19 protein-coding genes and 3 pseudogenes are annotated in these 25,536 nt (G+C 45.2%); 18 read left to right on the top strand and 4 right to left on the bottom strand.

The window, feature by feature from the left end; translation table 11 throughout:
- Nucleotides 1-144 precede the first annotated feature (144 nt).
- Complete coding sequence (gene murJ / locus IPJ71_12400; protein ID MBK7844475.1) at nt 145-1,749, top strand: murein biosynthesis integral membrane protein MurJ; 1,605 nt, start codon at nt 145-147, stop codon at nt 1,747-1,749.
- Nucleotides 1,750-1,777: 28 nt separating this feature from the next.
- Here the strand turns inward: murJ and mazG are convergent, their stop codons facing one another.
- Nucleotides 1,778-2,599, bottom strand: coding sequence for a nucleoside triphosphate pyrophosphohydrolase (gene mazG, locus IPJ71_12395; GenBank protein MBK7844474.1), 822 nt, complete (start codon nt 2,597-2,599; stop codon nt 1,778-1,780).
- A gap of 151 nt (nt 2,600-2,750) precedes the next feature.
- Here mazG and IPJ71_12390 point away from each other — a divergent pair, with 151 nt between their 5' ends.
- The 17 genes and pseudogenes from IPJ71_12390 (at nt 2,751) to IPJ71_12310 (ending at nt 20,866) form a co-directional block, all read left to right on the top strand.
- On the top strand, nt 2,751-5,195 hold the full coding sequence (locus IPJ71_12390; protein MBK7844473.1) for an HDIG domain-containing protein: 2,445 nt from the start codon (nt 2,751-2,753) through the stop codon (nt 5,193-5,195).
- Nucleotides 5,192-5,635 (top strand): rRNA maturation RNase YbeY, encoded by a 444-nt coding sequence (ybeY, locus tag IPJ71_12385; protein MBK7844472.1) that lies wholly within the window; start codon nt 5,192-5,194, stop codon nt 5,633-5,635. Before IPJ71_12390 ends, ybeY begins: the two co-directional genes overlap by 4 nt.
- A 71-nt stretch (nt 5,636-5,706) precedes the next feature.
- Nucleotides 5,707-6,774: pseudogene (prfB, locus tag IPJ71_12380) on the top strand (peptide chain release factor 2).
- On the top strand, nt 6,774-8,000 hold the full coding sequence (locus IPJ71_12375; GenBank protein MBK7844471.1) for an ABC transporter permease: 1,227 nt from the start codon (nt 6,774-6,776) through the stop codon (nt 7,998-8,000). Before prfB ends, IPJ71_12375 begins: the two are co-directional and overlap by 1 nt.
- Nucleotides 8,001-8,010: 10 nt before the next feature.
- Nucleotides 8,011-8,697 (top strand): ABC transporter ATP-binding protein, encoded by a 687-nt coding sequence (locus tag IPJ71_12370; protein MBK7844470.1) that lies wholly within the window; start codon nt 8,011-8,013, stop codon nt 8,695-8,697.
- A 576-nt stretch (nt 8,698-9,273) separates the two neighbouring features.
- Nucleotides 9,274-11,187, top strand: coding sequence for an outer membrane protein assembly factor BamA (gene bamA, locus IPJ71_12365; protein ID MBK7844469.1), 1,914 nt, complete (start codon nt 9,274-9,276; stop codon nt 11,185-11,187).
- On the top strand, nt 11,184-11,666 hold the full coding sequence (locus IPJ71_12360; GenBank protein ID MBK7844468.1) for a BamA/TamA family outer membrane protein: 483 nt from the start codon (nt 11,184-11,186) through the stop codon (nt 11,664-11,666). Before bamA ends, IPJ71_12360 begins: the two co-directional genes overlap by 4 nt.
- Nucleotides 11,667-11,766: 100 nt before the next feature.
- Nucleotides 11,767-12,255 (top strand): OmpH family outer membrane protein, encoded by a 489-nt coding sequence (locus tag IPJ71_12355; protein ID MBK7844467.1) that lies wholly within the window; start codon nt 11,767-11,769, stop codon nt 12,253-12,255.
- A 130-nt stretch (nt 12,256-12,385) separates the two neighbouring features.
- Nucleotides 12,386-12,793: a 3-hydroxyacyl-ACP dehydratase FabZ gene (fabZ, locus tag IPJ71_12350; protein ID MBK7844466.1), complete on the top strand. Its 408-nt coding sequence runs from the start codon at nt 12,386-12,388 to the stop codon at nt 12,791-12,793.
- A 9-nt stretch (nt 12,794-12,802) separates the two neighbouring features.
- Nucleotides 12,803-13,595, top strand: a pseudogene (gene lpxA / locus IPJ71_12345) (acyl-ACP--UDP-N-acetylglucosamine O-acyltransferase).
- The gene (locus IPJ71_12340; GenBank protein MBK7844465.1) at nt 13,592-14,554 is read left to right on the top strand and encodes a Gfo/Idh/MocA family oxidoreductase; all 963 of its coding nucleotides are present in this window, start codon (nt 13,592-13,594) and stop codon (nt 14,552-14,554) included. The pseudogene lpxA and the gene IPJ71_12340 overlap by 4 nt, the downstream one beginning before the upstream one ends.
- Complete coding sequence (lpxB, locus tag IPJ71_12335) at nt 14,551-15,525, top strand: lipid-A-disaccharide synthase (GenBank protein MBK7844464.1); 975 nt, start codon at nt 14,551-14,553, stop codon at nt 15,523-15,525. The genes IPJ71_12340 and lpxB overlap by 4 nt, the downstream gene beginning before the upstream one ends.
- Nucleotides 15,526-15,623: 98 nt before the next feature.
- Nucleotides 15,624-16,745 carry a tetraacyldisaccharide 4'-kinase gene (gene lpxK / locus IPJ71_12330; GenBank protein MBK7844463.1) on the top strand — a complete coding sequence of 374 codons (1,122 nt, stop codon included), beginning with the start codon at nt 15,624-15,626 and terminating at the stop codon, nt 16,743-16,745.
- A complete protein-coding gene (locus IPJ71_12325) occupies nt 16,705-17,592 on the top strand; it encodes a lysophospholipid acyltransferase family protein (protein MBK7844462.1) in 888 nt (295 codons plus the stop codon). Before lpxK ends, IPJ71_12325 begins: the two co-directional genes overlap by 41 nt.
- Nucleotides 17,593-17,610: 18 nt before the next feature.
- Nucleotides 17,611-18,561, top strand: coding sequence for a DUF3108 domain-containing protein (locus IPJ71_12320; GenBank protein ID MBK7844461.1), 951 nt, complete (start codon nt 17,611-17,613; stop codon nt 18,559-18,561).
- A gap of 191 nt (nt 18,562-18,752) precedes the next feature.
- Nucleotides 18,753-19,808, top strand: a complete 1,056-nt coding sequence (locus IPJ71_12315) for a glycosyltransferase family 9 protein (GenBank protein MBK7844460.1) — start codon at nt 18,753-18,755, stop codon at nt 19,806-19,808.
- A complete protein-coding gene (locus tag IPJ71_12310) occupies nt 19,748-20,866 on the top strand; it encodes a glycosyltransferase family 9 protein (GenBank protein MBK7844459.1) in 1,119 nt (372 codons plus the stop codon). The genes IPJ71_12315 and IPJ71_12310 overlap by 61 nt, the downstream gene beginning before the upstream one ends.
- A gap of 103 nt (nt 20,867-20,969) precedes the next feature.
- Here the strand turns inward: IPJ71_12310 and IPJ71_12305 are convergent, their stop codons facing one another.
- From IPJ71_12305 to IPJ71_12295, 3 genes and pseudogenes are all read right to left on the bottom strand, one after another.
- On the bottom strand, nt 20,970-21,803 hold the full coding sequence (locus tag IPJ71_12305; GenBank protein ID MBK7844458.1) for a flagellin FliC: 834 nt from the start codon (nt 21,801-21,803) through the stop codon (nt 20,970-20,972).
- A 379-nt stretch (nt 21,804-22,182) separates the two neighbouring features.
- A pseudogene (locus tag IPJ71_12300) lies at nt 22,183-23,600 on the bottom strand (sigma-54-dependent Fis family transcriptional regulator).
- Nucleotides 23,601-23,615: 15 nt separating this feature from the next.
- Nucleotides 23,616-25,511, bottom strand: coding sequence for a CHASE2 domain-containing protein (locus IPJ71_12295; GenBank protein ID MBK7844457.1), 1,896 nt, complete (start codon nt 25,509-25,511; stop codon nt 23,616-23,618).
- Nucleotides 25,512-25,536: the final 25 nt, after the last annotated feature.

Below are 25,536 nucleotides of genomic sequence, written 5' to 3'. Positions count from 1 at the left end.
AACTCTATGTAATTGAGAGTCTTACGGGAAAAAACTGAATAAAGATACACTCTTAAACACACTCATCGTCCGGACATATCATGGACTGGGGCGGAGCGCAAGTGGAGAGCCCATAAAGCCGGAGAAGGGAAATGAGCAGGCCTTTTGGAAAAGCGTGAGGGAAAACAATCTGTTATGAGGTCCGCCGGGGCTATGTCCGTAGGCACGATCGTGAGTCGAATCCTGGGATTGGCTCGCGACATCGTGCTTGCCTCCTATTTTTCCCGAACGGTAACCGATGCTTTTGTCGTCGCATTTCGTTTGCCGAACCTGTTTCGGAGGGTGTTGGGCGAGGGTTCTCTCTCCGTTAGTTTCATGCCCATCTACATAGATCGCAAAACTGCAGATAAGGCGACCTCATCTGAAACGGTTGGCTCCGAGGCCGCCGCCCTGGCGAGCGGCATATTTACTCTTCTTGTTTTATTGACGGGAATTTTGTCAGCTGTTGGCATCATTTGGATGCCCCAATTGATGAGTGTACTTGTTGGGGGGGATGGCTACAATGCCGTTGCGGGAAAGCTTGATACCACCATATGGCTTGCTCGAGTCATGTTTTCCTACGTATTTTTTGTGACTCTCTTTGCCTTTTACATGGCGATTGCGAATGCCTCAAAGAAGTTTCTCATTCCGGCCCTTGCTCCGGCTTTATTTAATGCTATTTTCATTATTTTTGCCTTGATTCCCGATGGTTTTGCACAGCGTCCTGCGGGAGAGTTTTTGGCATGGGGAGTCCTTGTCGGTGGTTTGGGCCAGATGCTTCTTGTGGCACATTTGCTTTGGAAGATGGGGCTTCTTCCGCGCTTAAGATGGAAGCCGTGGAGCGTTCCAAGCGTGAAGCGGGTCTTGATGAATATGGTGCCAGGAGTAGCGGGCTTGGGAGTCTTGCAAATTATCGCCATCGTAAATGTTAATTTAGCAAGTGAACTACCCGAAGGGGCTCACTCTTATATTTATTGGGGGGATAGGATTCTTGAATTGCCTCAGGCGATCATTGCCGTGAGCCTTGGGGCCGCCATGCTTCCGAGTCTCTCTCAACTCAATGCAGAAAGAAAATTTCAGGAAATGCTTCAGTCGGCTACTGACCATCTCCAATTTCTCCTTTTTCTGACGGTCCCGTGCGCGGTGGGACTTTTTCTTGTGGCGCAGCCTCTGTCAGAGGCCTTGTTTATGCGAGGTCAGTTTTCAAAAGTGGATGCCACTGTTACGGCCAAAGTCATTCAAATTTACACAATTTTGCTCTTGGCGTCGAGCTTTAGTCGAGTTTTAGTTCCTAGCTTTTATGCCCGAAAAAATACTTGGTTGCCGGCGGTCGTTTCAGGTTTAACCCTCCTTTTTCATTTGGGTGTGGCTGTTTTGATGACAAGGTCCTTTGGACTTATGGGTTTGGTGGGTGCCACGACCCTTTCCGGAATCTTCAATGTTTTGATTCTAACTCTCTGTTACCGAAGAATGATAGGTCCACTTGGTGTTGCGCAGATTTTGTTGGCTTCCTTCAAATGGATTCCCGGTCTAGTCGTGATGGGAGTTTGGCTTTGGGGCATGCATTTGTTGCTTTCTGGCCTTTTGCCTGAGGCAGGTAGTCTTATCAAAAGCCTGAAGCTAGCCATCCTCGTTGGACCAGGCGCAGCTCTATACATATTCATTTCTGCTTACTTTGGGGTAAGGGAAGCGCGACAGTTTATTCAATTGTTTAAACGTAGATTCACTTAGGAAAATAGATTCACTTGGGAATATAGACTCACTCAGGAAATTCTTGTTGCGTGCTTGTTTCAGTTTGTTTGGCTTTGGACCAGTACAATTCCAATTCCATCTTTGATAGTTCAGTGAAAGTCTTATTGTCCTGACGAGAGAACTCCTGCATTTTTTTGAATCGTTGGGTAAACCGGTGGTTTGTTTTTCGGAGCGCAGATTCTCCGTCCATCTCAAGATGGCGGGCGAGTTGGGCAAGGCTAAAGAGCAGGTCTCCTATCTCATGTTCAATCTCGTCTGATTTTTTGGATGCCAGTGCGGACCTTAATTCCTCGAGCTCCTCTTCAATCTTAGCCATTACTTCCTTAGGTTCTTGCCAGTCAAAATGATATTCGGCGGTCTTTTCTCCAATTTTGTGAGCTGTGATGAGGGAGGGCATTTTTTCAGGATTACGAAGTTCGATAAAATCCTCTCGAAGCCCTTTCTCCTCGGCCTTTATCTTTGCCCAGTTGCTTAGGACCTCCTTGCTTCCTTGGACTTTGAGGTCGCCAAAGACGTGCGGGTGCCTGCGGACCATTTTTTTGCAAACATTTGAAATAACATCCTCGATACTATAACGCTTTTCTTGGCGGGCAATCTCACTGTGGAGAACAACTTGAAGCATCAGATCACCGAGCTCCTCGATCACATGTTCGTCTAGGCCACTGTCAATGGCCTCCGCCAGCTCATGGGCTTCTTCTATCGCAAAGCGAGAGAGACTTTGGTGTGTCTGCTCTTGGTCCCAGGGGCAACCATGAGGTCCCCGCAAAGAGGCGACAATATTTATTAATGAATTGAAATCATTTAGATTTTTTGGGATTTCAGACGCCACTTAAACACCTTTACACACCTTGACTTTAAATGTGAGAGACAATTGTCTATCTTTAAGTCCGGATTCATGCCACTGAGTCGAGGAACTTGCATCTTTTTTCGTGGGCATACCGAAAAATAGATAGAGCAGTTTACTAAGGAAATCATGATCTTTGGGTAAAGATAAGCGTAAAAATGAAATTCATTCTCGAACCAAGTATATTGACCACTCTCGTCGATTTTTGGAGTGGGTTGATAAATTGGGCTTTGAGCAGACTCTGGTTGGAAAGATCATCCACAGGGTGGATTCTCAGTTTAAGTTTCGGCGCTTGGCCTTGTTGCTCTCTTTCTCAATTTTTCTTTCATCCCTGCTTTTTTGGGACATTGATTTTCCCTACTTCCTGCAGGTAGGCGATGTAGCGACTTCAGATATCAAATCGCCCATCGGGTTTCAAATTGTGGATGAAATAGCCACCGAAGTAAAGAGAAAAGAGGCAGAACAAGGCGTGCTGCCAGTATTTGACTACGATCCAGACGTTTATGAAAATCTGTCGCGAAATATTTATAAATCGTGGCGGCATATGCGTTTGCTTGTGAAAAGTGTCGAATGGCCGGTCAGCGAGTCCAAACGTGAGGATGTAGAAAGTAAATTCTTTCAAAATAAGAAGGTTTTTGAACAGGAGCTGGGTTATGGAGTGTCAGATATTCTCTTTCAGTGGCTCATTGAAAGGCGATTCAGTGCACGCCTTGAAAATATTCTTATAGAGGCAATCAGTAAATGGTCGAATTTCCGCATAATAGATGAGTCCAATAATCTGCTTTCAGCGCCGGATTCAGCTCTGACCGTGAGAGTGGTTGATCGTGAAGGAGGCGGCGAAGAATATACCTCTGTCAGAGGAGAACTCAAGGATTTAAGAACTCGAAAAAATTTTAATCTTGAGGGAATTCCAGGAGCGGACCAACTGTCTCCGAAAGATGCAAAGCATTTGCTCAGCTTATCGTTTTCCCTTCTGGTTCCAAATTTGACATTTAATCGACAGGAAACAACAGCACGAAAGCTCAAGGCCCGGAATTCTGTTTTGCCTGTTCAACTCAGCGTTGCAAAAAACCAGACGGTCATTGCTGAGGGAGCTGTTGTTCAACAGATTCACGTCACTTTGTTGGGAGAGATCCGAAACTTAAAGTCTGATCGGCGCAGTGATTTTATTTCTCTGGTGACAGCCCTTTTGTTCTTGACCTTGATTCTCGTCTTTTTTTCGTACTCTCGCCGATTCACTCAAAAGAGAATCAAAGTAGAAAATAGAGATTTCGCCGTCATGGCCTTAGTGACAGTGGTGGTAGTTTTCCTTGCCAAAGTGTTTCTATTCATGACGGATGCAGCATTTGTTGTAAAGTATGGCAAATTGATTCCTCCGAGTGTTTTTCTTTACGCGGCCCCCTTTGCAGCGGGACCAATGCTCGTGGGGTTGGTGATCAGTTCGGGTGAGGTGGTGTGGCTTTTTACAGCCTTTATCGCCACGGCTGGGGCCATTATGGTGGATTTTAATTTTAGTTTCTTAATGGTTTCGCTGATTGGGGGAGTGGCGGCTGCCCGCGGTGTTTACGCTTGCAAAAAGAGAAACGACATCTATTTGGCGGGAATTCGGACAGGTTTGATTCAGGCTCTGATTATCGCGTTTTTCACGCTCATCCAGGGAATCGGGAGCGAGGCTCTTTTGAATGATCTTCTTTGGAATGTGCCGGCTGGTTTGTTGGGTGGGTTACTCTCTTCAATGGTGGCGATGATGATCGTTCCTCTCCTCGAAACGGGATTTAATTACACGACGGATGTAAAACTATTGGAGTTGAGTAATCTCAATCATCCGTTGATGCAGGAAATGATCGTCAAAGCACCAGGGACCTATCACCACTCACTTGTTGTGGGAAGCATGGTGGAAGCTGCCGCGAAGGAGATTGGTGCCAATGCTCTTTTGGGCAAAGTAATGTCTTATTATCACGATATCGGGAAGATGCCGCATGCCCAATACTTTATTGAAAATCAGAGGCAGGGAAATAATCCTCACGATCACATTTCTCCCTATCTCTCTAAGACCATTCTCATTGCCCATGTTAAAGATGGGGTTGAAATGGGACTCAAGCACAAACTTGGTAAGCCAATCATTGACGGGGTTCTTCAGCACCATGGCACAACATTGATTTCCTATTTTCACAATAAGGCTTTAGATGAAGCCGATAGAAATGTGGATCAGGTCATTGAAGATGATTTTCGTTATCCTGGTCCCAAACCGCAGTTTCGTGAAGCTGCTCTGGTGATGTTAGCTGACAGCATAGAAGCGGCAGCGCGATCATTAGATGAGCCAACGGCGACACGACTTCAGAATTTGGTCAAAAATATTATTCAGGGAAAGTTTCTCGACGGTCAGTTGAACGAATGCAATCTGACTTTGGCAGATTTATCCGTCATCGAGAAATCCTTTAAACGGATTTTGCTTGGTATCTATCATCAGCGCATTGATTATCCTCAAACGAACCCGTACCAATATGGTTCTGGGAAGTCTTCGTCTCAACAGCAAGCCTCTGTTGTCAAGTCCGAGAAGAAGGGTGCTCACACGGCATGAACTGCCTCATAATTAATCGCACTCCGGGCCGAGTACCGAGAGCCTTTACAGATTTGTGTGTGAGTTATTTCCTGAGGACTCTCGCCAAAAGAAAAATAAAGGGCACAGGAAAGGTATCTCAGGTAGTGATTGTGTTTCTCTCTGTCTCGGAAGCCCGGCAATTGAATCGTAAGTATCGAAAGAAAGACTACGCGACGGACGTTCTTAGCTTCGCTGGTACTGATGACGACAGTTTGGGGGAGCTGGTAATTTCTCTTGATGTCGTTCGTCGTCAGGCAAGGGAGCATCATTTAGGAATCAAGGAGGAGTTGTCCTATCTTATTTTGCATGGTCTTTTGCATCTGTTAGGTTTTGAGCATGAGAAATCTGAACGCGATGCCCAGCGCATGTTTAAAATTCAGGATGAAATTTGGGAAAAATTTTGTCAGAGGCATCGATGAATCAGGCAGTGGTTGCCTGATAGTCTTTGATTTGCTAGTCTCTGGTGTTTGTGGGACCAGAAGGAGCAATCATGTCGATAGCAACAGACTTAGCAGAAGTAAGATCCCAATTGAATGAGTATAAGGTCAGAACCCTTGATCTGAGGGGGTATCTTTGACATCGCGGGAAAAAGGAAGAGAGCAGAGGAATTAGAACAGCAAGCTCAAAATCCGGCCATCTGGAACAATCACAAAGAAATGCAGAAAATTAATTCCGAGAAGGTGTTTCTAGAAAAATCTGTGTCTGATTGGCATACTCTCAACCAAAGAATTGAAGACGCCGGCGTTCTTCTGGAAATGGCTGTCGAGGAAGAAGATGAAAAATCTTTCGAGGAAATCGAGCAAGAGCTCGCAAGTCTTGGCTCTGTGATTCGAGGTTTTGAGTTAAAGGTACTCATGAGCGGGGAGACGGACCTGAACAGTGCTTATTTGAGCATCAATGCAGGAGCCGGAGGAACAGAGGCCTGCGATTGGGCTCAGATGCTCTATCGAATGTATATTCGGTATGCGGAACAAAAGGGCTATCGATTAGAAACCTTGGCTCTTACCGATGGTGAGGGTGCCGGAATTAAATCTGCCACGCTTCTGGTTGAGGGGCCCTATGCCTTCGGGAATTTGAAATCAGAGTCAGGAGTTCATCGCTTGGTAAGAATTAGCCCCTTCGATTCTAACGCAAGACGCCACACTAGCTTTGCCTCCGTTTACGCCTGGCCTGAGGTTGAAGATGACATTGAGATAGTCATCAAAGATGAGGATCTTCGCATTGATACCTATCGTTCTGGCGGGGCCGGTGGTCAGCACGTGAATAGAACTGATTCTGCCGTGAGGATCACGCACTTGCCAACTGGAGTGGTCGTCCAGTGTCAGAATGAACGGAGTCCAAAAAGGAAAAGGAAATGATTGAGGGTGCGAAGGCTGAGAACGAATGGGGCAGTCAGATTCGTTCCTATGTTTTACATCCCTATAAGATGGTGAAGGATCATCGGACGGATGCAGAATCGGGGAATCCCGATCGTGTGCTGGATGGTCATCTGGATGAATTTATTGAGGCATTTCTCAAGTCTCAAGCCACAGTTTCAACTTCAACCGGTGGTGGTTAGTGTATCAGCTTTGGCTAGTTTGGAAATTTTTTCGGTCTGGTCAAAAGTTTTTAAACCTCACCACTATCTTAAGTATTTTTGGCCTTGTGATTGGGGTGGCCTCAATGGTCGTCGCAATGGCCGTAGTCAGCGGATTTGAGACAACATTAAAAAATTCAGTGATTGATTCTGTGGGGCACGTTCTGGTCATGAAGAGAGGCTCGCCCATTAACGACAGGAAGGAGTTTCTTGATCAGATACACAATACATCATCCCATATAAAGGCCGAAACTCCTTTTGTATATCTTGAGGCAGTCATTGCTCACCAAAAAAAAGTGGCCGGAGTTGTCGTCCAGGGTATTGATCCCGCTACTTACGAGAATGTACTTCGATTGAAAAATAGAATAGTTGGAGGGGAGTTTGCCTTTGGGGTCAACGCCGAAGGTGTTGATGGTGCACTTGTGGGTCGAGGCTTGGCAGAGTCTTTTCATCTTTCTGTTGGTGATGTTTTTCGGGTGGTCATTCCTCTGTCGGGAGAATTTGACAATTCATCAATTCACCCTCGGCTCAAAAAATTTTTTGTGAGAGGCATCTTGGACCTAGGTCGTCACGATTGGAATCAACGATTTGTATTGACCCAACTGTCGGCTGCTCAGGATTTTGCACAGATTGGTGATCAGATTATGGGATACAGACTGAAGCTTGACGATGATGACAAGGCAAAGGAAGTTGCCTTTGCCCTCAGTCAAACTTTGGGTCACTCCTATTGGACTCGCGACTGGGAGGATGTCAATCGCAATTTGTTTGAGGCCGTAAAACTTGAAAAGCTTGTTATATTTTTTGTTTTGTTGATCATGGTTATCGCGGCCTGTTTCAATATTTCCAGCACCCTTTTTGTCAGTGTCATGCGGCGATTTGGAGATATTTCGATTTTGAAGACTTTAGGTGCAACGCAGAAGTTTTTAGTGAAATTATTCACGATTCAAGGTCTCCTCATCGGTGGGATTGGCGCCCTCATGGGGCTTCTTCTCGGAGCCGCTTTGAGTTTTGGTTTTCTCTACGCAGAAAAACGCTGGGGGCTTCTTCCTGGTGAAGTTTATAAATTAGAAAGAGTCGACATTGAATTCAGATTGACGGATCTCTCTGCTATTTTTGGTGTCTCCATGTTGATCTGTTACCTTGCGACATTGGCCCCAGCCAGGCGTGGGGCAAAATTACCTCCTGTGGAAGGACTTCGTTATGATTGATGGCCTACCTATGCTCTCAGCGCGTGGTATTCAAAAATTTTATCCTATGGGATCTGGGCGTTTGGATATTCTCAAGGGAATTGATTTGAATGTGAACAAGGGGGACGCAGTATGCATCGTGGGTGCGAGTGGAGCTGGAAAGAGCACTTTGCTACATATCATGGGAACACTCGACAAGCCTTCCATGGGTACTGTTCTCTATCGAGGTAAGGATCTGTTTCGTCAATCAGACGAAGACTTGGCCAAATTTCGAAATTCAAAGCTTGGATTCGTGTTTCAATTTCACCACTTGATGGGAGAGTTTACTGCCATTGAAAACGTGATGATGCCTGCCCGCATTGGCGGAGGCTCAAAGCGAATGGCACGAGAGCGGGCGGAAGAACTCATGGCCACGTTGGGAATGATGGACAGGAAAGACCACTTTCCTTCCGAATTGAGCGGGGGAGAGCAGCAACGAGTGGCTATAGCGAGAGCTCTTCTGAACGAGCCAGAGATTCTGCTCGCCGATGAGCCAACAGGGAATCTTGACACCAAGAACAGTCACCGCATCCAGGAATTATTTTTTGAACTCAAGCAGAGGTTGGAGCTGACTTTAGTGGTCGTCACGCATGACCAGGAGTTTGCCTCTCAGTTTCCTCGGGTGCATCGGATGAAAGATGGGCTCTGGGTGAAGGACGCCACGGCTCTCTTTACATAACATAAACTGGCCCACTTGATTGTTGTTCCAAACTCCAAGGGCGCCTGGCTGAAGCAATCTCAGGGGTTCAGGATCTTCAAACATACGTCCGGCAGCAGCGCTCACGTTGTGAGCACTGCACCAAGCCGAACTCGATCCTGAACCCCTGAGATTGCTTCAGCCAGCTCCCTGTGTTTTTGGACACAACCGAATCACCGAAGGCTTGCGGGCCAACCAAGGATTCCAACTTCGGAAGGCGATCATGACATATGATACTCAAGGTTTATGGAAGCTTTCGTTGTACACCAGGTTTTAAGGATCTTGATTTTAATGCAGCGGCTTGGCCGAAAGCCTTCGGTGAATCTGTTGTATTCAAGACTCACGGAGCCAGGCGCCCTTGGAGTTTGGAACAACAATTACGTGGGCCAGTTTAATGTGTTACAGGGAGTTTATAGGGGTTTTGCTTGACGGCAATGTGCGTTGCTGAAAAAAAATGGAAACATCCCTTCTCGCAGATTTTGACAAACCCGCCGCTTCGGGCTAGGCTCCGGTCTCAGTCTGACTTTAAGTATTTAAAACCATTAGGAATTTCTCACCTTGACGAGACTCGTAGTTGGCTTATTGATGGCAATGATTGTTCCCTTGCATGCGGTCTTGGGACAGGAGATCGAGGGAGCGCGGGAGCCTGCTGCTCGTCGCTCTTCAAAAAAGGTAACTTCTGTCAGTAAGGCCGCTCCCATTCATCCCACCATTTTAATTGTTCGAAAAATTGCTATCAAAGGGAATAGAAAGATCGAAGAGGATGCCATTCGAGCCCGTCTGAAAACACTTGAAGGTGAACCTTTGAGTTCCGAGAAGATTCGACAGGACGTGAAGGAACTCTTTAAATCCGGCTTTTTTTACGATGTTGTTGTTGACCAGGAAGACAGAGGGGATGGAGCTGTTTTGACCTATACCGTGGTCGAAAAGCCTTCGATTGTTTCGATTGAATACAAGGGTAATTCCGAAGTGGATGACACAGCTTTGTCTGAAGCTTCGGGTTTGAAAGCCTATCAGATACTCGATTACACTAAGATTCGAGAAGCCGTTCAGAAAATGGAAAAACTTTACGAAGAAAAAGGGTATTTTTTAGCCCGCATCAATCACAGCCTAGTGACTGTAAAGGAAAATGAGAGCGTTAATCTGCGATTCGATATCGAAGAAAATGAAATGGTAAAAGTGAAGCGTGTGAGCTTCATTGGGAACAAAAAGCTGAGGAGCGGCAAGTTAAAATCAGTGATGGCCACTCAGGAAGGTGGTTTTTTTAGTTTTTTGGGGGGGTCCGGATCTTTTAAGCAAGACGCCTTTGATCGGGACATGCAGATCTTGAATTTTCTTTACTTTAATGAGGGATTTGTTCAGGTGAAAATAGATCGCCCTCAGGTTTATGTAACCCCAGACAAAAAGGGCATCTACATCACAATTCGGGTTGATGAAGGTGACCAATTTGACATTGGTGGGGTTGATTTCACGGGAGATCTCTTATTTTCCAACGAAGAATTGATGGCCCAAGTGGGCATTAAGGAGGGCAACCAGTTCGTCTATGAGACTCTGCAAAATGACTTACGCGTCTTGCAGGCAAAGTACGGTGATCTGGGTTACGCTTTCGCCAATATTATTCCTCGGACCTCAATTCGAGAAAAAGACAAGAGGGTGGATGTTACCTTTGAAATAGACAAGGGCAATAAAGTTTATATTGGACGAATCAATGTATTGGGGAATACAAAAACGCGGGACAAGGTTGTTCGGCGCGAATTTCAGATAAACGAAGGAGAGCTTTACAATGAGACTCGCAAGCGAGAGTCCATAGCCAACGTCAAGCGTCTCGGCTATTTTGAAGACGTCACTTTCAATAGTAGAACTCCAAAAGGAAACAATGATCGAATGGATATCGACATTGTCGTCAAGGAGAGAAACACAGGAACAATACAAGTTGGAGCAGGGTACAGTACCTACGCGGGCTTTGTATTTAATGGCCAGGTCAGCCAGACAAATTTGCTGGGCAAAGGGCAGAAATTAAGCGTTTCCCTTGATCTCAGTAAGAAACAGTCTCAGTTTAACATCAACTTTACCGAACCCTACTTTAGGGATACCGAGTGGTCGGTGGGATTTGACGCTTATCAGAGTCGACGTATTTTGAGTGAGTATCAAGAAACTAAGAATGGAGGAGCGGTTCGAATTGGGCATCCTCTCGCTCCGTATCTCAAAGGCTTTTTGCGTTATAAAATTGACGACACGGATATTGAACTGAGCAGTGAAGGCGATCCGACCATTTTTCCTGTTGAAACAGTTAACGGTGTCACCAGTTCTGTGACTGTGACACTCGAATATGACAAGCGAGATGATCGATTTGCACCGAAAGACGGTCTCTTTTCAAGCTTAAACCTTGAATATGCGGGGATCGGTGGGGATCTTTCTTACACAAAGGTTTCGGAACCTTCAGGTATTACAAGAGGCTGTTTTGGGACTTGATATGGCGAAACAATTTAACTTATGGTTTCATTCAATCCAATGATCCAGGTAAGAGCGAGCCCTTTAACGAATTATTTTTATTGGGAGGAGCGAACAGTCTTCGTGGATATGATTGGTTTTCGATAGGGAAAAAGGTCAGGAGTCAGAAGGCCTATGATGAAGCGATAGCAGCAGGCGATCAGTATGCGAGCTACACGGCGCTTCGTCCTTATGGCGGAACTCAACAATTCTATTACAACCTTGAATTTCAGTTCCCACTCATTACCGAGGCAAATATCAATGGCGTTGTTTTTTATGATATTGGTAATGCCGATGATACCCTGGCATTGAGTGATTTTCGAAGCGATGCGGGATTTGGATTTCGTTGGTTTTCGCCGATCGGTCCACTTCGATTCGAATGGGGATTCCCATTTGAGAGGAAATTGCAGTTCAGAGAGGATTCGATTAACTTCCAATTTGCTATTGGTGCTCCATTCTAAATTGTGTTTTAATGAGCGGGTTTCATAGACTAATTATTGACCAGGTTAAAGTGAGGTAAAAAAAGTGATATTTTCAAGGTTCGGCAAAAGTGCTATCGGGATGCTATTGTTCGCTCTTTCGGCTTCTGTTTGGGCGGAGACACCCTTAAAGCTTGGTTATGTGGACATGCAAAAAGCAATTCAAACAACCACGGTGGGGAAGAAAGCGAAAGAGACCCTTGAAGCAGAATTCAACAAGAAAAAGAAAGAACTTGAAAAGAAGGAAGCCGATATTAAGGCAATGAATGAAGATTTCGAAAAAAAGAAGTTGGTTCTTTCTGATGAAGTAAAGGAAAAAAAGACCAATGAAATTCGGACACAGATGATGAAATATCAGGAATTGGTTGGTCAAAGTCAGCTTGAGATTCAAAAGAAGGAGCGTGACTTGACTTTGCCGATTGTAAAAAAACTGAGGGAAATTCTTGAAAAGGTGGCGCAGAAGGAAGGGTACACAATGGTCTTGGAGAAGTCTGAGCAGAATGTTCTCTTTGCGGTAAAAGAGGTCGACTTGACGGACCGCTTAATCAAGGACTTCGAGGCGGCAAAATAGTTTTCGAAGTTGAACAATTACATTTTATGAAAAGATGAATTGGGGTTGGGAATGGGATTTCCGTTAGAACCGGGTATGAGGGCTGATCAAATTCAAAAAAATTCTTCCTCACAGGTATCCTTTTTTCTTCGTGGATAAGCTTATTGCTAGAACTGAAGGTCCCTCTCCGAATTCGCGGGAGGGGTGGAAAATTATTGCCCTTAAGAACATGACTATCAATGAGCACTTTTTTACGGGACATTTTCCTCATCGATCAGTGGTGCCAGGCGTTATTCTCATTGAGGCGATGGCTCAGGCGGGGGCGTTGGCGGCATATCGACCAACGGATCCACAAATGGATGTGGCGATTGCCTTTATCAGAAATGCCAAATTTCGCGTTCCCGTTGTTCCCGGAGATGCAATGATCATAAAGGCCGAAATTTTGCGCGAGCGTAAGAATATGATTCTCATGGGTTGCTTTATTGAGGTGGACCATCAAAAGGTTGCTGAGGCCGAAATTATGGCCTATATGACAGACGTGAGTCCCCAGTCCAACTGATTTTCTGGAGTGAGCAAATTGTCTATACATCCTACAGCCATTGTCTCAAAAGAGGCAGATTTAGCGGATGGACGTGTCCATCGGACCCTATTCCGTGATCAAGGGAAAGACCAAAATTGGGAAGGGCTGTGTGATCGAGAGTCATGTTGTCATTGGAAATGAAGCCGGAATTGTTGAAATTGGGAGCGGTAACCACTTTCTTCAAGGTGCTTCGGTCGGAACTCCCCCACAGGACCTCACGTATAAGGGTGAAGTCACCAAGCTTGTAATTGGTGACAATAATACGATTCGTGAGTTTTGCACCCTGAACTTAGGTACTCCGAAAGGGGGAGGTACGACGGTCATTGGTAACGATTGCCTTTTTATGGCCTATGTTCACTTGGCTCACGATTGCAAGATTGGCAATGAGGTTGTTGTCGCCAATTGTGCCCAATTTGCTGGGCATGTCATAGTTGAGGACCACGTGAAAATCAGCGGTGGGTGTTTATTTAGCCAGTTTATCACTTTGGGTACGCACTGTTATATTGCGGGTGATACGGCTGTGAATAAGGATATTCTTCCCTATTCAATTGCCGCAGGCAATTACGCGACAATAAGGGCCACGAATAAAATTGGTTTGGAGCGTTTTGGATATTCTAAGGAGACAATAGAAAGTATTCATCGGGCTATTCGATTTTTGATTAGAGGCGAGGGAACAATTGAAGAGGCCGTTGAGAAAATTGAGCGACTTTGCCAACCCTCTGACGAAATTGGAAGATTATTGGACTTTGTTCGACAGTCCAAAAAGGGAATTGCTCGATGAAGCAGAGCCCCTTGCGGTGTGCCGTCATTGGAGTTGGATATTTGGGCCGATTCCACGCCCAAAAATATAAGGCCCTACCCAATGTCGATTTGGTGGGAGTTTGCGATTCAAGTAAGGAGAGGAGCCAGGAGGTTGGGCGTGAACTGGGAGTCCCATCATTTGCCGACTATAAATCGCTAGTTCGTCAGGTAGATGCGGTGACGGTTGCTTCTACCACGAGCTCTCATTTTGAAATTGCTAAATTTTTTTTAGAAAATAGGGTTCATGTGCAGGTTGAAAAGCCGATGACGATGAACTCCAAAGAGGGTGAGGAGCTTTGTCGGCTGGCCGAGACACATGGCTTGAAGCTCCAAGTTGGACACATTGAGAGGTTTAATCCGGCTTTTATTGCGGTAAGGGAAAGATTAAAAAATCCCTTATTTATGGAATGTCACCGCCTTGCGCCCTTTAAACCTCGCGGATTTGACGTCTCTGTTGTTCTCGATCTTATGATTCATGATCTTGATGTGGTCTTGTCCTTGGTTAATAGCGAGCCCGTTGCGGTCTCAGCGATCGGCACTCCTGTTTTGACAAGGGAGATTGATATTGCAAACGCGAGAGTTGAATTTAAGTGTGGAGCAGTTGCAAATATCACCGCCTCTCGCGTATCACAAAAATCTGAGAGAAAATTTCGAGTTTTTCAAGCCAATCAATACTTATCAATGGATTTTGGAGGGGGAGAAGTGGCTCTTCTGACCAAAACGGGAGATTGGAGTGGTGAAAACGTCCCTCTGGAGCAGCAGAGTTGGAATCTGGAAAAAGGTGACGCCCTCATGGCGGAGACGATAGCTTTTGTCGATTGTATTCAGAAGCAAACCGCACCTATCGTGAGTGGGCATGATGGGCTTGTTGCTTTGAGACTGGCCGAACAGATTGATCGAGAAATACGCCAGCGTCGGGAGCGGGTTGTGGCCCAATGAGTTTTCAGGTGCTGGTAGTTGCAGCGGAGGCCTCAAGTGCGCTCTATGCTCAGCGATTGCTTGAATATTGGAAAAGACAAAATAGAGATTTGAGAGCTTTTGGTGTTGGAACCAGAGCAATGGAAGATCTTGGATTTGAGCGCCTTGGCAAATCTGAGGAAATGGCCGTTGTGGGAATTCAAGAGGTGATTTCTCATTGGGGTATTATCAAGGGGGCCTTTAACAGCCTTTTGGCAGAGGCGAAGAAGCGACGTCCTGATGTCGCTTTATTGCTGGATTATCCCGATTTTAATCTTAGGCTAGCAGCAAAACTCAAGAAATTGGGAATACCTGTCGTTTATTATATTTCCCCGCAAGTTTGGGCTTGGAGACAGGGAAGGGTCAAGACCATCAAAAAGTGCGTAGACAAAATGCTTGTCCTCTTTCCTTTTGAGAAGGAGTTTTATGATAATCATAAAGTTCCATGCCAATTTGTTGGTCACCCCCTTTTAGATGAGTTGGATGAGGTAGGTTCTAATGAGGAAGAGAGTGACCGTGTCCGAAATCGCTTTGGAATCAAATCTGATGACGTGCTTTTGGGGCTTATGCCGGGAAGTCGCGAATCAGAGATTAAGCATCATCTTCATATCCAGCTCGAAACGGCCGAATGGCTTCTTAAAAAATTTCCACGATTGAAAGTGGCGCTCTTGGTTGCACCCACTTTGGATAAGGAAAAACTACAGCTTGCTATGGGTGATATTAAAATACCGTTGAGGATTATTCAGATGTCTCCGATCGACATGGTGAAAATGACAGACGTTGTTCTCGCTGCTAGTGGGACCGCCACGCTTCTGGTGGGTCTTCTCGAGAAGCCCATGATTATCATGTATCGCATGAATTCTCTCACAGCATATTTGGCAAAAAAATTTGTGAAACACATCCCGTACTTTGGAATGATCAATTTGATTTTGGGCAAAGAAAACTTGTCCTGAGTTTTTTCAGGATCGTGCTAACCCGACAGTTCTGGGAGAATCTCTGAGTTTGCTTGTCGAATCGCCAGAGGCGCGGCAGCAGATGTCTCTTGAAATGCATGAAGCAAAAAATCGCCTTGGAAGAAAGGGAGCAACAGTCAGAGTCGCAGAAGAATTGGAAATGTTTTTATCTCCCAAAAATGGGATTCAGAAAGATGAAAGGTCCTCTGAACATGGACTCTGATCCTTTTGGCTTTCTCTATCAGGGAGTCATGAGTTTGCGGAATTGGTTCTACGATTCGGGTATCTGTCTGAGTCACAAACTGAGCGTACCTGTTGTCAGCGTCGGTAATCTCACGGCCGGTGGAACAGGAAAAACTCCCATTGTTGCGGACCTTGTGGCCTGGTCCCAGCAATTGAAAATCCCAGTCGGCGTTATCAGTCGAGGATACAAGGGATCTTACAAGGGCGTTCAGAGAGTCTCATCTGATGTTCATGCAATACCGATCTGGGGTGATGAACCGACAATGTTGGCGAGAAGATTTCCTGATATTCCTGTGTTTGTTCATCCTGATCGCGTTTTGGCAGGCGAGATGCTCCTAGAGCAAACACCCGTGAGATGGTTCCTTGCCGATGATGCTTTTCAACACCGGCGGCTCCATAGACAAATGGACATTGTGGTTTGTGATCTTTCAGCCCCACTTTGGCATTTAAATTCCTTGCCGAAAGGGAGAGCGCGGGAGAGGCTGAGTTCTTTGGAAAGAGCTCACTTTGTTGTTCTCAATAAGAGAAATCTAGGCAGCGAAGAAAACTGCGCGGCTTGGCGACAGGCAGTAGAGAAATGGGTTTCGTTGGATCGGATTATAGAGGTGAGCTATAGTTTGTTGGAAACGCGCTCAGTTGCGGACGGCATTGCCTTGAAAAAAGCTGAGGCCGTTTGGCTTGTTTCTGGTATAGGAAATCCTTCATCCTTCGAATCCTTAGCTAAGCAGGCGGGTTATTCGATAAGGGGACATTCGATCTTTGTAGATCATCATGATTATTCTCAAGCTGACGTGCAAAATATTCTGAGTGACCTAAAAAAGGCCCAAGTAAATAAGGTATTAACAACGAGTAAAGATTTGACCAAACTCATTGGGCACAGTGACCTCACGGGGCTTCTCTTTGAAGCAAGGCTAGGGCTGTTATGGGGAGACGGGCGTGACAAATTGGATGCAGAAATCTTGTGCTTGGTTAGTTAAAGGAATGTGTTTATGCGTCATTTCGTTGCCAAGGCGCATCCAACTTGCCTTGGGAGACCTCATTGGTATTTTGTGGTTTGATATTTTACGTATCCGACGCCAGCTTGTTCTTGAAAATCTTCAAAGAGCATTTCCAAATCTTACATATAAAGAACATTTGAAAATTGGCCGCCGTTCATTGTGTAACATGGGTCGGACAGCTGTGGAATTTTGTTATTTTCCTTTCTTGAAGACTCAGAATTTGTCTCGCTATTTCACTATTTATGGTTATGACAAGTTGTTGGAAGCGCAAAAGAGAGAGCGTGGGGTCTGCTTGTTGACCTGTCATTTGGGAGCTGGCGATTTTGGAACTGCTGCACTTTCTCTCAAGGGCTTGCCAGTTCATTTGATCTCCAAGGAATTTAAAATTGAGTGGATCAATCGGCTATGGTTTGGGCTAAGGGAAAAAATGGGCACTCGTTTCATCAAAGCCCGTCATAGCAGTTTTGATATTTTGCGGGCCCTGAAGGCCAATCATTTTGTTATTTTTGTTCAAGATCAATTTATGGGTCCTCCTATTGGGGCAAAAACGAAATTTTTTGGTATTGAAACGGGAAGTGCTCTCGGGTTATCCGTAATTGCACGAAAAACTCATTCTCCAATCCTGCCCATTTATATTTACAGGCAGGACGACGGTCGAGGAATTATCATGATTGAGGACGAATTAATCTGGGAAGAGCAGGAAAACAAAGAGTCCACTCTTGTACACATGACTCAGAAGTTTAATGATAAGATAGAGGAAATTGTGAGGCTGCATCCGGACCAATGGATGTGGGTTCATCGCCGATGGAAGAAGTTCACCCACTAGTAATCGGAGGGCCCTGATTTGGGTAAATCTAAAAGAATCGTCCACAGGGGACTCCTTTTTTATTTACTTTGCCTTCTCTTCTCGTGTGCGTCGGGCGTACTTCAATATAAACAGGTAGAAAAGCTAGAGATCAATGAAGAATACGATAAAATGATTCGAGTTAAGGAAATTCCTCAAACTAAGCCCGTGAGTGACTTAGCCCCGGTATCACAGGGGTCGGTTCAGTCTGCAGAAGCAAGTTTGGCAAAAGGGTCCAAGGGACCTCTTGTTGATCCCTTCGTACAGGGAGAGAAAATTGTTCTTTCAGTGAGCTATTTCAGAATGAGAGCTGGCGAGCTTTCCCTGGAGTCCCGCCCATTGGTTGAGGTCAATGGCAGAAAAGCTTATCACTTTTTAATGCGGATTAAGAGCCATAGTTTATTTGATCGTATCTACGCAGTCGATGATTGGGCCGAAACATTTTTAGACTACGAGGAATTGACTCCTTACAATCTTGCTGTTCATTTAAAAGAGTCAAAGCAGATTAAGGAAAGTAGATCTGTTTATGATTTTGCCAAACTCGAAGCAGATTTCTGGGAGAAGCGAGTTACCAGCGATCAGGGAGAAGAGAACAAGAAAATTTCATGGAAAATAGAGCCCTATTCTCAAAATGTCTTGAGTGCAATCTTTTACCTGAGGACTTTCAGCTTGAAGCAGGGAAAGATCATAACTTTCAAGATTGCCGATTCTGGAAAGAATATCTTATTCCGTGCAGAAGTTGTGAGGGAAGAATCCATTGAATTTAAGGAAAAAGATATCCAAACCTCAGTCCTGAAAATTGAATTTGAACAAGATGGTGTGTTTCAAAAGACTGGGGATGTTTTTATTTGGCTCACGAAGGACGATCGAAAATTTCCCGTTCGAATAGAGAGTAAGATTAAAATTGGTACTTTGGTGGGGTCTCTTCAAAGTCTTCAACCTAGCCTTTAGAGCTGCAGAGTTGATATTTTCTCAACCATAGGCTTGTTTTCGCTTCTTGTGTCGTGAATTAAACGGGTGATCAAGCTTATAATGATCCAGTGGTACAGTCAGATTGTGGGCGATTCACAGGGTATAAGCCTTGCCAATATCCTGGTCCCTGTGATTCTCATTGCGCGGATTATCGACAAGTCAACGAGCGAATCCTTATCGTTCATTTGGAGGCTCTCGGAGCTGTTTTGAGGGCGACATCGATTCTTTTGGCGATGAAGCGCAAATATCCATTGAGCCACATCACATGGGTCACCCAGTCTCCTGCAGATAAACTTTTGGAAAACAATCCATACATTGATCGAATTCTCACGACCCATCCCAACGACCTGCTGGAACTCTCATCGAGGGAATTCGATTTTTGTTTCGTCGTTGATAAATCACTGAAGGCCATAGGGGTAACTAAACAAACTCATTTCGAAAAGGCTTTTGGTTTTGTTGCGGATTCCAAAACGGGGGCTATTTTACCAGCGACACCGGCCGCCGATGAGCTTTGGCGCATAGGATTGGATAACCATTTGAAATTCTTCAAAAATAAAAAGCCTGAGACTCAGCTGCTTATCGAGAGTTTGGAGCTCGGCCCATTCGTCAGGGATCCTTACGTCATTGAGCTAAGTGAGTCTGAAAAAGCACTCTCTCAAAATCGTCGGAAAGAGTGGGGTGGAGAAGGATACACTTTGATTGGAATTAACACGGGATGCAGTCAGGCAATTCCTTATAAGAAAATGACAATAGAAAAGCATCGTGAATTGATTCGTGATCTTTCTTTCTTAGATGGAATTCGCATAGTCCTTCTTGGAGGCATTGAGGATGCCGCGCGAAATCTGGAAATTGGAAAGGGGCTTCCCGTGATTCAGTCTCCTACACAGGAGGGGTTACGTCATGGACTGGTCAACGTAGCGGCTTGTGATATAGTCGTCACCGGAGATAGTTTGGGCATGCACATGGGAATTGGATTGAGAAAGTGGGTCGTCGCGTGGTTCGGTCCCACCTGTTCTCACGAAATTGATTTCTATGACAGAGGAGTCGCAGTATTGGCTGATGTTCCCTGCGGACCATGCTGGCGTCGAAGTTGTCATAATCAGAATATGTGCTACGATCAGGTCGACTTGCGGCAAATTATTGCCGGAGTCCAAGAGGGAAAGATTTGGCACAACTCGTCTATCAGACAGCATTTATTGGAGACCTCCTTCTCTCCATCCCTTTGATTCTGCATTTGCGCAAAAGAAATCCAGAGGTGCCAATCCATTTGGTATGTCGAAAGGGATTTGGATCGTTTTTCATTGAATTGAGTCTTGTTGATCGGGTCTTCGAAGTTGATAAGAGCGAAGGGAATGTTTCCTACCGTCGCCTATTGAAAGGTCTTTTGTCCGAACGATATGACCGCGTTTGGTGTGTTCATGAATCTGTTCGGAGTGCGCTCGTCGTGAGACGAATCAATGCCCAAAAGCGCGTTGGTTTTTCACATTGGTGGAATTCTGGATTTTTTGATCTTCGAGTGAAGCGTCCTCTGCAGCTTCCTGAAGTATTGAGACAGCTAACTTTGCTTGCGGGCGATGATCAAGATTTAGCTTTCCAAATAGCGGATTTAAAACAATTTGAAAATCCAACCACTCTGAGTTCCTGGGATTCTACTCAAACTCCTGCCATTCCCGTATGGGCATCAATGGATCTCATGGACGAAGGAGTTCTTAGTCTAGCGGTAAGGGATAAAGTTGCTGCGGAGGCGCGATCCCAGCGAAGCCAATTGGGTTTAGACAGTCAAAAATATGTGGTGATGGCACCAGGTAGCGTTTGGCCCACGAAGCGATGGACCCTTGCGGGGTATTCAGATTTGATAAAAGAGCTGACAAAGCAAAATTTTGGGATCGTTTTGACGGGATCAAAGCAAGAAAGAGATCTTTGCGAGCAAATATCCCTTGCCGTTCCTTCAGCAAAAAACTGGGCCGGACGAACGAGCCTATTTAGCACATTTGCTCTTATGACACAGTCGGCTTTTTTTGTTGGAAACGACAGTGGGGCATCTCATTTGGCGGTTTGCGCCTCGATTCCCGTCATTACGCAGTTTGGCCCGACGACCTTGAAGTTGGGCTACAGACCTTGGAGTGATCGTGCACAGGTTGTTCAAGAAGATCTCAAGTGCCGACCCTGTGGAAAGCATGGGGCTCGGGTCTGTCCTTTAGGCACTCACGAATGCATGGAGCGGATCAAGTCTCAGCACGTGCTGGCAGCGATAGAAAAAATGGGTCTCATCAAGAAATCTTGAGGCCCAGAGGCTGAGTCCGATAAGATTGGGGTGGGAGATCGCCTTCCCACCCCATGGGTCAACTGCTATATTCAAATATTTTTCACGTCTGGTTCCGCTTCATTTATTGAAGAAGTCTCAAAGCCGCGGTTGGAGTTTGATTGGCTTGTGCCAGAACTCCAATTGAAGCGTTCAATAGCACACTGTTTCTGGTCAATTCCGCGGATGATGTTGCCATGTCAGTATCACGAATCCGACTGTTGGCAGCTGAGAAATTCTCGATAGCGACACCAAGATTATCACTTGTGGAGACCAAACGGTTTTGTATGGCGCCAAGATTGGCTCTCATTCCGTTTACGTTTCTTTGGGCTGCCTCAAGAACACTGAGTGCTTCGCGGGCATCGACTTTATCCGAAAAGTCGAAGTTGTCGATACCGAGAGATTCAAGGGTTGCGTTCTGTTTGGAGGCGTCAAAGGCAATTCGATCTTGAAAGTCATTGTTATTCACATCAATTTGAAATGCATATTCAGATCCTGATCCATCAAGCAATTTCGCGTCTCCAAATCGATTTGATTCGGCGATACGTTGGATCTCAGATTTGAGCTGTTGAACTTCCATATTGACAAATTTTCTCTCTTGATCGCCGACGGTGTCGGAGGCGGCCTGAACTCCCAGCTCTCTCAGGCGAGTCAATATGTTGCTCACTTCTCCAAGGCCACCCTCTGCGACCTGAATCATCGAAATTCCATCGTTTGCGTTGCGCTGAGCTTGACTGTATCCACGAATGGTTGACTTTAAAGTCTCAGATATAGATAGGCCAGCTGCATCGTCTGCTGCTTTGGTGATTCGGCTACCACTACTCAATTGAGCGTAGCTAGTTTGCATGCTTCGTTGGCTAGAAGCCATTGATCTTTGCGCGTTGATTGCGGCGATATTGGTGGCGACCCTGATACCCATGGTATTCTCCTTGCGGTTTTGCGTGATAAGTGCCCTTCACAGTGACCATCACTGTGCAGAAGCACTCATCAAAATTTTTGTTTGTGTGACCCTCTGCCACTCAGATTCGAACTCGAAAAAGTCCACCAGAGCTCAGAGAGTCCAGTGATCTAGTCGGGGTCTTGTCTTCGTGACAGCTACTCTTTCGGCCGGTCGAGCACAAGCTTAAGTCGGGACGAGGAAATCAGGAGCTTTGTCCAGTCAGTTCTGTATTTTCGTCGAGGTTTTCAGGACCTTCGCAGGTAAAAGTTCAGGACTAAGGATGAGCCGCAGTCTTCGGTCGGTCAGACGAAAGACGAATTGGCTAAGGGCGAGCCAATCCGATGTCGGGTCTATGGATCTAGTCTCGTCCAAGTTCTCTGACATTGATTCCATATTTTTTGATCTTACGTAGGAGAGTATTTTTAGGAATGTTGGCCTGCGCGACTGTTTTGTTGATTCTTCCGCTATTCGCTGAGAGTGCCGCAATAATAAACTCCCTTTCAGATTTTTCCTTGAAGCGATCGAAATCCAAAGGACCGGAATAGTAGCTAGGTAAATTAAGCTGCGCACCGGTTCCTGCCGACTCCGTCAAATTGCGAGTTGATTCTGGGAGGCTAGGTAGACTGATTGAAGGCCCATTTTCAATTATAAAAGCCCTCTCAATAACGTTCTCAAGTTCTCGAATATTGCCTGGCCATTTATAAGCTTTGAGAGCAGCCAGAGCATCAGGCTCTATCGATTTGATATTGCGATGCAATGTTCGATTAAAGCGACGGATAAAAAAATCAACCAGTCCCTCAAGATCGTCAATACGATCTCTCAGTGGCGGAAGAAATAGGGGCATGACGTTGAGGCGATAAAAAGATCTTCCCTAAAGCGACCTTCTTCAATCATTTTTTCTAAGTTTCGATTGGTTGCAGCAATAAATCTTGCGTTGGTTCTAATCTCTCTCGTGCCGCCTACGGGAACGAATTTTCTATCTTGTAAAACGCGAAGAAGCTTCACTTGCATGTCGGGCTTTAATTCTCCGATTTCATCCAAAAAAATTGTACCCTTATTTGCAAACTGAAATTTGCCGATGGTTCTTTCAATCGCTCCCGTAAAGGCTCCCTTTTCGTGACCAAAAAGTTCACTCTCCATCAAATTTTCGGGAATAGCTCCACAGTTGATGGTCACAAATTCACCGTGCTTGCGAGGTGAATTGTAATGAATAGCTCTCGCGACAAGCTCTTTTCCAGTGCCGTTTTCTCCACGAATAAGAACTGTTGTATCTACCTTACTCAGACGACTTGTGAGATCAAAAATTTCTCTCATCTTATCGGAGGGGCCAACAAATTCGCTATCAACATCATCGTCAAAGATGGGATTAGAAAGTGCAATACTTGAAACCATTTCACGTGCCTCAATGGCCTTCTTTACCAACTCCTTTAGTTTTTCTGGTTGAACTGGTTTTTCAAGATAATCATAAGCTCCACTTTTAATAGCTTCGACGGCATCTTGAAGATTGCTATGAGCTGTCATTATGACAACAAAGGTGCGCGGGTCTTGCCTTTTGATCTCGGCCAATGCGGTGAGACCATCCATTGCAGGCATTCTCACGTCCATTAATACGAGGTCATAATCTTGAGCTCTCGTCTTATCAAGGGCCTCAAGACCATTGCTCGCCTCAGAAGTGCTGACTTTGAGTTCACTGAAACAGTCTTGAAGAATACCAGCAACGGTTTTGCGAAGCTCAGCTTCATCATCCACGATCAATGCCCTTATGTTATCTGTCACTTTTCTCTCCTTCAATTAATGACGAGTTTCTAAACCCAACATTTCACTTTCATCTAAATTTTCGACCGGGAGCGAAAACTCAATCGAGGTTCCTTTGCCCAGTTCACTCTCTAAGCGAATTGAACCACCATGGAGTTCAATAAAATACTTCACCAAATACAATCCAAGTCCAGTTCCCTTTGTGAGCATTTCCTGGTGCTGACCCCTGACGAACTTGCCGAAAACCTTACTTTGCTCGGAGGGCGCTATCCCCACGCCAGTATCGGTGACGATGATTTGCACGACGTTATTCTCTTCCCGAGAAAAGATCAACACAGTCCCACCGCTGGGGGTGTACTTAATGGCGTTCTCGACCAAGTTGATTATCACTTCACGAATCAAAATACTATCGATTTCAATCAAAAACATTGGTTCCAATTTAGTATCAAGCCGAATAGATTTTTCAATAGCAAGTGGTTTCAATTGTTCAATAACTTGAAGAATGATTTCGTTTATATCTGATCCCTCTTTGCGCAACTTAAAATCTGTGGATTCAACCCTAGAGATTTGAAGAATTTTTTCGATGTATTTGTGCAGTTCTGCACTCTCCAGTCGCAGAGAGACAAGGTCTTTTCGAAGAGTGCTGTCGAGATGAGTTGCTATGAGCCTGTCACAGATGGCTTGAATTTTAGCTATAGGTGTTTTCAAGTCGTGACTAAAAAGACTGATAAAATTGTGTTTCATTTGGTCAACTTGAGTGAAATAGATTTTTTCCTGTTCAAGTCTCCAATTTAAATTGTCCTTAACGGCCAAGTGATAGCTCAGAAATGAAATGTAGGTTGCACCTAACTGTACAAGAACTGCTTGGATAGGGACCCAAATGTAAAAGGTATCGAAAATCCAAAGGGAGAAGGCTGTTGTCGTTGTGCCGAGCCAAACCGTAAACACAAAGGCCACCGACTGTGGGTATGCAAATTGTATCCAGATTGCTACGAGCAATATGAGCAGCAGATACATAAAGAGTGAAGACCTGGCCGGTTTTTGGATCCAGCGATGGTTGAATATGTTGTCAACAAGTTCGGCCATAATTTCGGAACGATTGAGTTCGCCGACGGGGGTTCTATAGAGGTGACCTTCTGTGTCGCTTCCCCCTATGATGACTATTTTATCGCGAAAGAATTCCGGAGCGACCCGACCATTGATGATATCTCCAAAACTAACTCTGGGATAGGAACCAGGTTTCCCCTGAAAGTTAATAAGGTAATTTTCTCCTGCAACAAACTGGATTGATCTTGAATGCCTTAAGGCAAGTCTTGAAGCTAGACGTTGAGTCAAATGAGGTATTTGGACTAGCGCTGAAGAAAAGTGTCTGATGACCCCATCTTCGTCAGCGCGAAGTCGATTGAGTCCTGTGCCTTGTGAAAAGTTTTGCGAAAATGGGGGGTAGAGGTTTCGTCCCTCGCTGTCTTGACTTGCTGACCAGATGACCCTGTCATCTGAAAACACAGATTTCTCGGCGGGGTTGTGGTTCGTTTCGGTGAGATTCTCACCGAAATAAAAACTCACTCCAACAGCAAGAGGATCAGAAGCAAGAACCTTCGATAGAAGTCTGTGCCAGGATCTTTCGTTCCAAAAAAAACTGTCGGTCAGAGAAGTGATTTCTTTTAATGGACGAATGAGATTGCGACTTCGTCCGTGAAAGTCTATCCATTCATTTTGATCTATTTCCAGAAGAACGATTTTAGGATGAATCTCTTGGATCCCGCGAATATGAAATCTGAGGTCATAGTTGGAGTTTTCGTCGAGCAATACAAAAGCCGTTCCTATTGCAAGGGATAGGATGATTCGGGTCCAAATAGCATTGCGTCTCCAGATGTAGCGACCCCAGAGCAAAACGCGCGCTCTGTAATTTCGAATCCAGCTTTGCGGCATATTAACGCTACGTATCAATAGTTTC

The organism is Bdellovibrionales bacterium, from assembly GCA_016714165.1.
Lineage (GTDB): Bacteria > Bdellovibrionota > Bdellovibrionia > Bdellovibrionales > UBA1609 > JADJVA01.
Note: the sequence above shows the minus strand (reverse complement) of the source record. Positions and strands in the feature narration are given on the sequence as shown.